At 35.1% G+C, this 12,846-nt stretch carries 10 protein-coding genes; 1 reads left to right on the top strand and 9 read right to left on the bottom strand.

Annotation, left to right across the window (positions count from 1 at the left end):
- Positions 1 to 2 precede the first annotated feature (2 nt).
- From tsaB to rpiB, 7 genes are all read right to left on the bottom strand, one after another.
- Positions 3 to 683: a tRNA (adenosine(37)-N6)-threonylcarbamoyltransferase complex dimerization subunit type 1 TsaB gene (gene tsaB, locus ACLI50_RS18475; protein ID WP_202842172.1), complete on the bottom strand. Its 681-nt coding sequence runs from the start codon at positions 681 to 683 to the stop codon at positions 3 to 5.
- 84 nt (positions 684 to 767) lie between these two features.
- A complete protein-coding gene (locus tag ACLI50_RS18470) occupies positions 768 to 1,517 on the bottom strand; it encodes an SDR family NAD(P)-dependent oxidoreductase (protein WP_411414389.1) in 750 nt (249 codons plus the stop codon).
- Positions 1,518 to 1,599: 82 nt separating this feature from the next.
- Positions 1,600 to 1,971 (bottom strand): YraN family protein, encoded by a 372-nt coding sequence (locus ACLI50_RS18465; protein WP_202842168.1) that lies wholly within the window; start codon positions 1,969 to 1,971, stop codon positions 1,600 to 1,602.
- Positions 1,972 to 2,013: 42 nt separating this feature from the next.
- Positions 2,014 to 2,943 carry a S66 peptidase family protein gene (locus ACLI50_RS18460; RefSeq protein WP_202842166.1) on the bottom strand — a complete coding sequence of 310 codons (930 nt, stop codon included), beginning with the start codon at positions 2,941 to 2,943 and terminating at the stop codon, positions 2,014 to 2,016.
- Positions 2,940 to 3,626 carry a LysE family translocator gene (locus ACLI50_RS18455; protein ID WP_202842164.1) on the bottom strand — a complete coding sequence of 229 codons (687 nt, stop codon included), beginning with the start codon at positions 3,624 to 3,626 and terminating at the stop codon, positions 2,940 to 2,942. The genes ACLI50_RS18460 and ACLI50_RS18455 overlap by 4 nt, the downstream gene beginning before the upstream one ends.
- Positions 3,627 to 3,882: 256 nt before the next feature.
- A complete protein-coding gene (rnr, locus tag ACLI50_RS18450; protein ID WP_395972076.1) occupies positions 3,883 to 6,036 on the bottom strand; it encodes a ribonuclease R in 2,154 nt (717 codons plus the stop codon).
- Between the two features lie 340 nt (positions 6,037 to 6,376).
- The gene (gene rpiB, locus ACLI50_RS18445; protein WP_202842160.1) at positions 6,377 to 6,811 is read right to left on the bottom strand and encodes a ribose 5-phosphate isomerase B; all 435 of its coding nucleotides are present in this window, start codon (positions 6,809 to 6,811) and stop codon (positions 6,377 to 6,379) included.
- Positions 6,812 to 7,455: 644 nt separating this feature from the next.
- Here rpiB and ACLI50_RS18440 point away from each other — a divergent pair.
- The gene (locus tag ACLI50_RS18440) at positions 7,456 to 8,646 is read left to right on the top strand and encodes a phosphoglycerate kinase (protein ID WP_395972078.1); all 1,191 of its coding nucleotides are present in this window, start codon (positions 7,456 to 7,458) and stop codon (positions 8,644 to 8,646) included.
- Positions 8,647 to 9,993: 1,347 nt separating this feature from the next.
- On the opposite strand, the gene ACLI50_RS18435 is transcribed toward ACLI50_RS18440, so the two are convergent.
- Both ACLI50_RS18435 and mnmG read right to left on the bottom strand, forming a co-directional pair.
- Positions 9,994 to 10,815 carry a class I SAM-dependent methyltransferase gene (locus ACLI50_RS18435; RefSeq protein WP_202842156.1) on the bottom strand — a complete coding sequence of 274 codons (822 nt, stop codon included), beginning with the start codon at positions 10,813 to 10,815 and terminating at the stop codon, positions 9,994 to 9,996.
- Between the two features lie 113 nt (positions 10,816 to 10,928).
- Entirely contained in the window at positions 10,929 to 12,791 is a 1,863-nt protein-coding gene (mnmG, locus tag ACLI50_RS18430; protein ID WP_120232317.1) for a tRNA uridine-5-carboxymethylaminomethyl(34) synthesis enzyme MnmG, read from the bottom strand.
- Positions 12,792 to 12,846: the final 55 nt, after the last annotated feature.

The following is a 12,846-nucleotide window of genomic DNA, read 5'->3' as shown; positions in this document are numbered from 1 at the left end:
ATTTATTCTTCGCTTTTCTTTTTCTTTACTCCGTGGAAGTCCTTCAGATAGAAAGGCTCAAAATAAGCCATATCTTCAAATTCTTTATTTTCTATTTTCTCCAGCGTTTTTCTGATCAGATATTGGGAAGACGGATAAACGTTTTCATTAAAAACTGCATCCGGAAGATTTACGATCTCTTTTGCTTTTTTAGCGCCATCCCCTATAAACAGAACTTTTTTATCTTTAAATTCTTTAAAAGATGTTTCATCCAGAATCTTGGCTTCGGTATTGGATAACTCCTCCCCTGTTTTACCGTCATAAACGGCCGTATAAACCTCCATTCTCCTTGCATCGATCAAAGGGATAACGAAGTCATAGTTATCGCCTAAAAAAGGCTCTATCATGCTTTCAAGAGAATTCACTGCTACCAGAGGCACCCTGAGTCCATAACAAAACCCTTTAGCTGAGGCTGCTCCGATTCTTAGGCCGGTATAAGATCCGGGACCTTTTCCTAAAGAAACGGCTTCGATATCTTTAAGCGCTATCCCCGCTCCTTCCAATGCCCACTCTACATAAGTGTGAAGACTTTCAGACTGTTTATAGTTTTCAGAAACTTCTTCACAAAGGCACAATAACTTCTCATTATCTGATATGGCTACTGAACAGTTTTTCGATGATGTTTCCAGATATAGAATTTTCATTTTTTTGTTTTAAAGCTAAACAGCAAAATCGCGAAAAGCAAAATCGCTTTATAATATTCTACAAATTTACTCCATTATTTTGGACTATTTTCTATAAATCGTTCTTGGTTCAGCCTGAGCACTTGGATAGATGGTCATATCTGAAATGGTAACGTGTTTCGGTGCGTTCACACAGTAAGCAATAGCATCAGCAATATCTTCCGCCTTCAGAGCATCATAACCTTCATAAACCGTTGAAGCTTTTTCACTATCTCCCTTGAATCTTACCAGAGAGAAATCTGTTTCTACAGCGCCCGGCTGGATGTTGGTTACTTTGATTCCAAATTCCGTAAGCTCCAATCTCATCCCTTCCGAAATAACGTCTACTGCTTTCTTCGTTGCACAGTACACTACTCCATTCACATAGGTTTGTCTTGCTGCTACAGAACTGATATTTACAATATGACCTAAATTTTTAGTTTTCATAGTTGAAATGATCATTTTGGAAACATACAGTAATCCCTTCACATTTCCGTCAATCATAGAATCCCAGTCGTCCGTCTTACCAGCAGAGAGAGGATCTAACCCATGAGCATTGCCGGCATTATTAATCAGAACATCAATATCTTTCCAGTTCTCAGGAAGAGAATTAATGGCTGCTTCCACTTCTTCAAGATTTCTTACATCATATATTAAACTAAATATTTCGGTGTATTGAGAAAGTTCTGTTTTTACAGACTCCAGCACCTCACTTCTCCTTCCACAAATAATAATTCTGTTTCCTTGCTTTGCAAGAAGCTCTGCAGTGGCTTTACCTATACCGGAAGTTGCACCGGTGATTAATATTGTCTTCATAAAATTGGTTGTTAAATGTCCGAATGCACTCCTCTATCAATGTCATGATTCTGTTACATTCAAACATTGTTGTATTGATTTATTAATTCGCATCAAAAGACTGAAAAGCATCTTTGATATGGTCAATTACTAAATTTTTGTTTTCATCGGGAAGAACAGAAATAATGTCAAACCTGGCTTCCTGATCGTTATTACATTCCTCCAGATAATGATTAGCTGCAGAAACAATAGATTTTATCTTTGTTTTGGTTACAGCTTCCTGAGGAAGGATGAACGCATCGGTGGATCTTGCTTTCACTTCCACGATAATAATCAGATTATCTTTTTCAGCAATGATATCAATTTCGTTTTGCTTAAAACGAAAGTTTCTGGCCTTAATTTTATAGCCATTTTTCTGAAGATAATCAGCAGCGAGATTCTCTGCTATTTTTCCAAAATCATTGTGATGAGCCATAGTTTATAGTTAAGAGTCTGGAGATGGGAGAGTAGTAGTGCCTTAAAAATCTATTTTTACATTAGCATCCACTTTCATTTTCACGTTGGCACCAATTAAAAGGGGTCTGTTGTCCTTAATATGTCCATTCGGGAAAGCAAACACTACGGGAAATTTATATTTTGAAATTCTGTCTGAGATCAGTTTATAAACGAACTCATCAAAACTTTCATCATAGCTTTGATTTTCCTTTTCATCACCCATATTGGTCATTCCACCAACAATCAATCCTTTGATTTTATTGAAAACACCTGCCAGCTCCAGACTCATGATCATACGGTCCAGTGCATAGAAGTTTTCCCCGATATCTTCAATAAACAGAATCTTGTCTTTAAAGTCAAATGAATATTTGGTTCCAAGAAGGGCATAGATAAGGGCTAAATTCCCTCCGACCAGTTCTCCCTGAATATTCCCCTTTTTATTGAATGGGTGAGATTTAAGGCTGTATTTTGGCTTTTCCCCTTTCAGGATATCGAAAATAAGATCATAACTTTCTCCGGTAACTCCAAAGCTGGATGTTTTGATGGTTTGTCCATGGATGGAAACAAAACCTTTTTTCATCAGATAACTTTGGATAACTGTATTATCAGAATATCCAATATACCATTTCGGGTTTTCTGAGAAATTTTTCAGCTTCAGATGCTGAATAAGATGCTGGCAACCATAGCCTCCTCTTGAAGCCCATACAGCTTTTATTTCCTTATCGTTAAAAGCCCAGTTGATATCTTTTGCTCTTTCCTTTTCTGTTCCGGCATAATTATATCCGTTTGAAAATTTAGTGTAGAGATGTTCTCCGGGAACGGGTTCAAAACCTCTGCTTTTAATCATTTCTATTCCCTTTTCCAGTTGAGTGGCATCTACAGCTCCTGCAGGGGAAATAACAGCTATTTTGTCTCCTTTTTTAAGAGACTTTGGAAAGATCATTTTTTTCATTTTGCTTTTTGATATTTTACTTCTTTCTTTTCTGCTTCCTCCAGTTGTCTTTCAAACTGATTGAATTTTTTGAAACTCTGCAGGAAAATAAAGAAACTGAAGATAATGAGAATACAGCCAACAACTCTTCTGATCTGGTTGGCCAGTTTTTGTGTTAATTTATCATGAAACTGCTTGGCAAGAAATATCTTGGCAAGATCTATAGAAAGGTAAGTGGCCAGAACTATGCTGATGTATAAAACAAAACTGCTGGTGTCCGGATATTGATTCCTTACGGAAATTACCGTTACCAGCCAGAAAAGAATGACTCCCACATTGAGAAGGTTAAAGAAAAAACCATTGAAAAATGTCTTAATATAATTCTGTCCAATAATCCTTTCTTCGCCGGGCATATGCATTTTGGTTTTGGTTACCAGCATTACAATCCCGTAAACAAAAATAAGAATAGAAGTGATCCTGTAGAATCCCGGATGTTTATCTATTAACGTTACAATATCTGTACTGGCATAATAGGCTGCTACAATGCATAATAAATCTGCTGTAATAACGCCAAGATCCAGTGACAAGGCATGTCTGGGGCCTCTGGAAAAGCTGGTTTCAATAAGCAGGAAAAAAATAGGTCCTATGAAAACCAGGCTTAGCATAAATCCTAATATGACGGCAGATAGTACAAGTTCTAGCATTAAGTAGTGTTTTAAAATGAATAAAAATTCATTTCGTTTAATACAAAGTTAGACTTTATGATTTAATTATTCAATAAAGTTGTGATATATCAAGTGGATTTTAATAAGAGTTTAATGTAATTTTTTTATTAAGAAATAGGAGAGTAGAGGAGAGTACATTTTCATACTTTTTACATTTAGAAAATAAAAGGCTGACGGTTTGGTAACACATCAGCCTTTATAATTTTATCAACAGTCTTCTTTAATACTTAATTCTTTACTTCACAATCTGGAAGTCAAGCTGCTTCTGAATCAGATTGGCTTTCACCACCTTAATCTGAACTTCATCTCCAAGCTGGTATTTATTTCCATGTCTTATTCCGTATACAGCATGGGTTTTCGCATCATACATATAGGAATCATCCACAAGGTCTCTTAACTTGATCAAACCTTCAGCACCATTCTCAGGAATTTCAACCCAGAAACCAAACTCTGCCACTCCGGAAATCACTCCTCTGAATGTTTCTCCCAGATGTTTTTCCATGAATTTCACCTGCATGTACTTGATGGAATCTCTTTCCGCATCAGCTGCCAGTCTTTCCATAGCACTGCAGTGTTTTGCTTTTTCTTCAAGCTCACCTCTGTTTGGAGATTTTCCTCCGTCCAGATAATGCTGAAGAAGACGGTGTGCCAGCAAATCCGGATAACGACGGATAGGAGAGGTGAAGTGACTGTAATACTCAAAACCTAAACCATAGTGGCCGATTGGTTCCGTAGAGTATACCGCCTTACTCATACTTCTCATCGCAAGGGTTTCAATCATATTTTCTTCCCCTTTTCCTTTTACATCATGAAGAAGTTTATTCAAAGACGCAGCCACTTTTTTGGTATTGGCCAAATCCATTTTATATCCGAAAGTAGCAACGAAGTCTCTCAACGATTCCAGCTTTGCAGGATCCGGATCATCGTGTACCCTGTAAATAAATGTATTATTGGTGATCTCACCTTTTCTTGAAAGGGATACAAATTCTGATACTTTTTTATTGGCTAAAAGCATGAATTCTTCGATCAGGTGGTTGGAATCTTTACTGATTTTAAAGTAAACCCCAACCGGCTCATTATTTTCATCAAGATTGAATCTTACTTCACTTCTGTCAAAAGTAATGGCTCCTTTTCTCACACGTTCATGACGCATTATTTTGGCCAGCTTATCAAGTGTATTGATCTCTTCAGCCAGATCTCCCTGTCCGGTTTCGATACGCTCCTGAGCTTCTTCATATGTGAATCTCCTATCTGAGTGGATTACTGTTCTTCCGAACCACTGCTTTTGAATTTCAGCATTATCATTCAGTTCAAAAACTGCAGAAAAAGTATATTTATCTTCATGGGGACGAAGTGAACAGACATCATTACTCAATACTTCCGGCAGCATCGGCACAACCCTGTCAACAAGATATACCGAAGTGGCTCTCTGATAAGCTTCATCATCCAGAATAGTTCCCGGAACTACATAATGGGATACGTCTGCAATATGAACCCCGATTTCCCAGTTTCCGTTTTCCAGCTTTCTTATGGATAAAGCATCATCAAAATCCTTCGCATCCTTAGGGTCGATCGTAAACGTACAGATACTACGCATATCCCATCGTTTTGCAACTTCTTCATCTGTGATGCTTCTGTCGATTTTATCTGCGTCTGCTTCTACTTCCGGTGGAAACTCATAAGGAAGACCATATTCTGCAAGAATAGAGTGGATTTCCGTTTCATGTTCTCCCGGAGCACCCAGCACCTGAATGATTTCTCCTTCCGGATTTTTGTCACCCGGCCTCCATTCTGTCATTTTTACAATGACCTTATCACCATCTTCAGCATTGTTGAACTTTCCTTTCGGAATAAAGATATCTGTGTTGATTGTTTTTTTATCACAAACCACAAATCCAAATTCCTTGTGGGTAACCTTCTGAAATGTTCCTACAAATTCTGTTCTGGTACGCTCCAAAACTTCCAGGACAGAGCCTTCCAGCTTCTTTCCTTTATAATGATAAGTTATAATAAGAACCTTATCTCCCTGCAGCGCATCCTTCACATTTTTGGAATGAACGAAGACATCATCTTCCAATCCTTCCACACTTACATAAGCATTTCCACTTTGGTTGAAATCAATAGTTCCAGTAAGCGTTCCTGCGATTTTCAGGTTCACAATATACTTTCCCTTTTCTACTTCTTTAATCTTTTCAGATCCCTGAAGTTTATGCAGTGCCTGGATCACAAGTTCTCTTTGTCTTGGATTTTTGTAATCTATTCCGTCAGCGATCTGCTTATAATTATAAATTTTGGATGAATTTGCATTCATAAAACGGAGGATCATTCTTCCGATCTCCATCATTTTTAAATCATTTTTATGACTTATATATTTTCTTTTTTTTGGCATTTTAATTTTCTTTTAATTGTTTTGGTCTTATCTCAAATAAAACCTTTTTCTAAATCTTCCTTATTCGTTCCTTTGTATAAGGTCATTCAATTTCATCATTAGAATCTTTCCGTAAATCATCAGAAATTATCTTTCAGTTTACTTACAACGGGAGCTTTAGTTTTGTATAAATTTAATACAATTCTGGAGAAGAAAAGAGAAAAACCTTCTATTAATATATTTCAAATATAAGAAAGGCTTTGGAGAAAAATAGAGTATAAATTTCTATCGGACACTGCAAATGTACGAATAAAAAATAAATAAGGCTTGCAAAGTGATTTACAAGCCTTATTTTATTTATTTAGCAAAATGCAATTTTGTCAACTCTGTTCTGGTGTCTTCCACCTTCGAAGTCTGTTGAAAGAAATTGATCTACAATTTCCAGCGCCAGTTCTTTAGCTATAAATCTTGCCGGCAGTGAAATCATATTGGCATCATTATGCTGTCTTGCCAGTGTTGCAATCTCCGGCATCCAGCACAAAGCACATCTTATTTTCTGGTGTTTGTTCGCAGTGATCTGAACTCCGTTTCCGCTTCCACAGATCAGGATTCCCAGCTCATTTTCTCCGTTTTCCACAGAGGTTGCAGCAGGGTGTACAAAGTCCGGATAATCCACACTGTTTGTGGAAAACGTTCCAAAATCCTGAACTTCAAACCTTTCTGAAAGGTAGTTCTTAACAATCTCCTTATATTCATAGCCGGCATGGTCTGCTGCGATCGCAATTTTTCTTTTCATAATACTCTTATTAAGCTTTATTAGATTCTATTTCCTTACAAAGGTAAGAATAATAACAATTCGTGTTAGTAAACCCTGAGTTAATTGTGAAAAGGTATGTGAATAACTGTGGAAAACTTTTCTCAACTTTCTATTTTTAAAGATCAATTTATTTCGTAATAGAAATTCTTTCCGAAGATTTTTACCACAACTTTCCAGATGTTTTCTTCAGCTATCCCCAGATTTTTCCATAATAAAATAACTAATAATGGCTTCATTTCAAAGTTATCAACATTTGTTAATAAGTGTTTGAAATAGCGGGTTTACAGGAATTTATATTGTGAGTTAAATATGAATTGGATACAAGTTGAATGTTATCAATTATTATCATAAAACTTATCCCCGAAATTCACAACACTCAACAACAACTACATTATTCTTTTTTTTTAAAGAGAAAAAATTGTTGATTAATGGGTGATTGGGTTCGGGGAAAGTTTTTGAAAACTTTTATTTTAATCAAACTGTTGAAAAAGTTTAAAACCTTACATTTGTGAAACAAAAATTCAATGAGATTTATGAAATTGTTCTTGCGAGATTTTTCCGAAAGCTAAAACGGATTTTGAGCACGACGGTTTCATAGGGCTTAGCAAAAAATAAATCTACTTATGAAAACAATCAATGATCTTAATTTTAAAGATAAGAAGGCTCTGGTAAGAGTGGACTTCAATGTTCCGCAGGATGATCAACTGAAAGTGACAGACAATACAAGAATTGTTGCTGTGAAACCTACAGTGGAGAAGATCCTTAATGATGGTGGTTCTGTCATCTTAATTACACACCTTGGAAGACCTAAGGGAGAGGTTAAAGATGAATTTTCCCTTAAACATATTGTAGGCGAAGTTTCTTCTGTTTTAGGACAGGAAGTAAAGTTTGTGGATGAATGTATCGGAGAGAAAGCAGAGCAGGCAGCTGCCGATTTAAAACCTGGGGAAATCTTATTATTGGAAAATGTACGTTTTCATAATGAAGAAGAAAAAGGGGATGCTGCATTTGCGGAGAAACTTGCAAAGTTAGGAGATGCTTATGTAAATGATGCATTTGGTACAGCGCACAGAGCTCATGCTTCCACAGCAGTAATCGCTCAGTATTTTCCATCAACTAAATATTTCGGTTTGCTAATGGCTAAAGAGCTTCAGGCTATCGATAAAGTATTGAAAAGTGGGGAAAGACCTGTTACAGCTATTTTAGGAGGTTCTAAGGTTTCAACTAAAATTACCATTATAGAAAATATTCTTCCTGCAGTAGATAATCTGATCATTGGTGGAGGTATGGCATTTACCTTTATTAAGGCACTTGGAGGAAAAATTGGTAATTCTCTTGTAGAAGAAGATAAGCTTCCTTTGGCACTTGAGATTTTAGCAAAAGCTAAAGAGCATAAAGTAAAAGTATATCTTCCTTCTGATGCTATCATTGCTGAAAGCTTTAGTAATGATGTGGAGAGAAAAGAAGCTGATATCTATGCAATCCCTGAAGGATGGATGGGACTTGATGCGGGTCACAAATCGAGAGATCAGTTTAATGATGTATTGTTGAATTCAAGGACTATTCTTTGGAACGGGCCTATCGGGGTTTTTGAAATGTCAAATTTTGCTGGTGGTACAGTTGCTTTAGGAGAGAGTATTGCTGAAGCAACAAGACTTGGTGCTTTCTCTTTAGTTGGAGGAGGTGACAGTGTTGCTTTTGTTAAGCAATTCGGATATGCTGATCAGGTAAGCTATGTTTCTACCGGAGGTGGAGCAATGCTTGAAAGTCTTGAAGGACTTGAGTTACCAGGGGTAGCAGCAATCAATAATTAATAGAAAAGGCAAGATATTGTAAAGCCTGCTAATTATATTAGCAGGCTTTTTTTATTTCCGGAATATACAGAAAATCCTTTATCGATCGGTATTTCCATTGTATTTTAGATATAACTTATAGTTATATGTGATTAAATTGAATTCTCTTTCAACTGCTTAAGCTTTTAAAGTATTTTTTCTTATCAGAATCTTCCTTTATATCTCCGTAATTTTAGTGTTTTTTCTATTTTTTAAACAGAATTTTTGGAGATCATTGGCTCATTTTTTTGCTTTGTAATTTTGAAATAGTAGATAGATTATTGAATTTTATTTATCAATTTTCTGGTAAATTTTACCTGGTTGAAGATCTCTATTTTAAAAGCAGTTTTGATCGTTTTTTATTTTGAGATTTATTTTTCCAGGTAGTTTTTTCATAGGTGTAGGTAACCTAATGACTGAACTTATAGCTTTTATTTTTGAAATAGGGTAGATTTACTTTTTCTTTCTTGCTTAGAAGATTCTGATAGTTATTTTAAAATACTATTTTGCATCTAATTTATTTCATATAAGTGTGAATGCTCTGTATTTTGTTGAATTTCAATAAATAAGCTTATTTATTTTATTTTTTAAATGGTTTGGTTTAGCTTTGATTATTTCTTAAGTACTGTAAAATGAACCAATTACCAGATTTTCTTATGTTATTTATAGTAAGAAAAAATTAGGTAGTTTTTTGAAATACTTTTAGCATTGAAATTTTTTTAAGAATTAATTTCTGATAAAATTTTACAAACTCGCTTTATTGTTTTCTGCTACTTTTATATTTTGTCATTATTCTTGATGTGTAGGGTAGGGCAGTTCTTATTTTCATTTCCTGCATCTTTTGAATCAATTTAAAAATTAATGTCTTGTCTGACTGCTGGTTTTTATTTTTGCCTGAAACGCTGAAAAATTGACCTACATAAATGCCTTTAAAATCGATTTTCTGTTTTTTTTCGGGAATTTATATGCTGATTTATTTTTAGCAGGAAATACTATTGTTTTTGGGGAATTTTATTTTCATAATTTGTTTTTTTATATTTTTTTCTCTTTTAATGCCCGTAGAAAGATTGTATAATATTCTGACATGATTTTCAACTTTAGATTGATTTTGGATTGTTCTTTGAATATTTTAAAAATAGAGTAGGGGATAGGTCTGTTAATTTTAATAAAGATAATCAGATTAAAAAATTGCATTTAAAGTTGGTAAAGAAATTATTGATTGAATAGATATAAAAAAATAAAACTCAGAAGAAAAAATCCTGAGTTTTTTATTTTTAAGTTTAAAATTGCTGAAAATTGACCTTCATAAATAGGTCAAAAATCGATTTTCTATCTTTTTTCGATAATGTATATCAAACTTGAAAATTCGTTCGAAAATAATGCCTTTACGTTGGAAATTGTTCCAAAGATCACTGCTTTTAGCCAAAATAAGGGTGATTTTTTGTATTTTTCGCTCAACATAGAGATATAATATGAATCAAGAACCAAAGGTTTGATCTTTCTCATTTTCCAGTCAGGATTTTTGGAAATCAGGTTTTCCATACCGTTCTTTGAAAAATGATAGATATGTCTTGGAACATCATAAGCGGCCCAATATTCTTTATAATGTTTTGCATCATAGGAAGTAGGGTTGGGAACTGCAATAACAAGTATTCCTTTTTCTTTTAATTTTTGATGAAAAACAGCAAGCATTTCGTCCTGATTCTCGATGTGCTCAAATACATGCCATAGTGTAATAGCATCTAAGGTATTTTCCTCAATTTTGTTAATATCATCTAAAATAGAAGCCTTGGTTATTTTTCCCTGTGCTGCTTTTCTGGCATCAGAATCCGGTTCAAATCCATAGGTTTCAAAATCATTTTCAATATATTTTACAAATTCTCCTGCGCCGCATCCATAGTCCAAAACTTTTGATCCTTTTTTTATTCTGTCTACCAGTATATTTTTTTTATACTGCAGATTAAAAGACTGAAGAAATTTATAAAGTTTCTCTTTTAAACTTCCGGAATCCTGGTGGTGAGAAATATAATCTTCACTTTCATAATATCTGGAAATATTGGATGGAATAGGAGTAGTTTTAAAAACTCCTTTAGTTTCTGTTTCTTTAATTTCAAATATTTCCTGTGAAAGAAAATGATCTTTTATTTTCATTGAAGTAAATATCTTTTATATGATAAAAAAATTAAGATATTCAGAAGTGTTTTACGCTTATAAATACCTTAATTTTTGTTTTTATTTTCTAATGTTTCACGTGAAACATTTTTTTAACGCCCTAGGTAAACCAATAAAACATTAATATCAGCAGGGGAAACTCCGCTTATTCTTCCAGCTTGTGCAATAGTCTTCGGACGTACATTAGACATCTTCTGTTTTGCTTCTGCAGAAAGACTGGAAAGCTTTGTATAATCGAAATCTTCAGGAATTTTAATATTTTCCAGACGATTCAGCTTTGCAACGTTTTCTTTTTCTTTCTCAATATATCCTTTATACTTAATATTGATCTCTGCCTGCTCTCTTACTTCATCATTATATTGGGTAGAAACTTCTTTAATAAAATCAATTTCATCCAGTTTTTCTAATGTCATATTAGGTCTGGTTAGGATTTGAGCTGCTCTGTAAGCTTGGTCTACTGGGCTGCTTTCAATAGATTCCAGGACAGGGTTAATAATACCTGGTTTTAAAGAAGTTTCTCGAAGGAATTCTTCAAGTGATTGACTTTCAGATACTTTAGTTTCGACGCGTCTTAATCTGTCTTCTTTTGCCAGTCCTAGCTGATATGCTTTTTCTGTTAATCTGATATCGGCATTATCCTGTCTTAAAAGGAGTCTGTATTCTGCACGGGAAGTAAACATTCTGTAAGGTTCTTCAGTTCCCTTTGTAATTAGGTCATCAATCAATACTCCAATATAAGCTTCATCTCTGTTTAGGATAAAATCTCCCTTTTCATGTACTTTATTATGTGCATTGATTCCGGCAATTAATCCCTGGCCGGCTGCTTCTTCGTATCCGGTTGTTCCATTGATCTGTCCTGCGAAATATAAATTATCTATTAATTTAGTTTCCAGCGTATGTTTCAATTGGGTAGGAGGGAAGTAATCATATTCAATAGCGTAACCCGGACGGAAAACTTTTACATTTTCAAATCCTGGTATATGTTTCATCGCTTTGATCTGTACATCTTCCGGGAGAGAAGAACTGAATCCGTTGACATAGATTTCCACAGTTTTCCATCCTTCCGGTTCTACGAAAAGCTGGTGTCTGTTTCTTTCTGCGAAACGGTTAATTTTATCTTCAATGCTTGGACAGTATCTTGGGCCTAAACTTTGAATCGTTCCATTAAACATTGGACTTCTGTCAAAGCCTTCTCTTAAAATATCGTGTACCGTTTCATTAGTATATACGATATGACAGCTTAGTTGTTTGGTGAGTTTTGGTGTATCAAGATAGCTGAACTTTTGAGGATTTTCATCTCCTTTCTGTTCTTCCATTTTTGAATAATCCAAACTTCTTCCGTCTACTCTCGGTGGAGTACCGGTTTTCATTCTTCCTGCCTCAAAACCTAAAGTGACCAGTTGTTCTGTAATTCCAAAAGCTCTTGGTTCACCCATTCTTCCTCCTCCTAATTGTTTATCTCCAACATGGATTAATCCGTTAAGAAAAGTTCCGTTTGTAAGAACTACAGATTTTGCTTTAATCTCAATTCCTAAAGAAGTAACCACTCCGGCTACTTTATTATTTTCAACAATCAGTTGTTTCACCATATCCTGAAAGAAATCAAGATTGGGAGTATTCTCTAATGCTAAACGCCATTCTTCGGCAAAAAGCATTCTGTCATTTTGGGTTCTCGGAGACCACATCGCAGGACCTTTTGAAAGATTCAGCATTTTGAATTGGATCGCAGATTTGTCTGCCACAATTCCGGAATATCCTCCCATTGCATCAATCTCTCTTACGATCTGTCCTTTTGCGATTCCGCCCATTGCCGGGTTGCAACTCATCTGTCCGATGGTCTGCATATTCATTGTAATAAGCAGTGTTTTTGAACCCAGGTTAGCTGCTGCTGCTGCTGCCTCACAACCTGCGTGTCCTGCACCTACTACTATTACATCATATATTTCTGAAATCATTTTTATCTCGCTTGTTTTAAGCTTTAAACCTTATCTTTATAACCAATGTTTCACG

Origin of the sequence: Chryseobacterium cupriresistens (genome assembly GCF_046614675.1) — a bacterium.
Classification (GTDB): domain Bacteria; phylum Bacteroidota; class Bacteroidia; order Flavobacteriales; family Weeksellaceae; genus Chryseobacterium; species Chryseobacterium cupriresistens.
The sequence above is the reverse complement of the archived record's forward strand: the minus strand, read 5'-3'. Positions and strand labels throughout refer to the sequence as shown.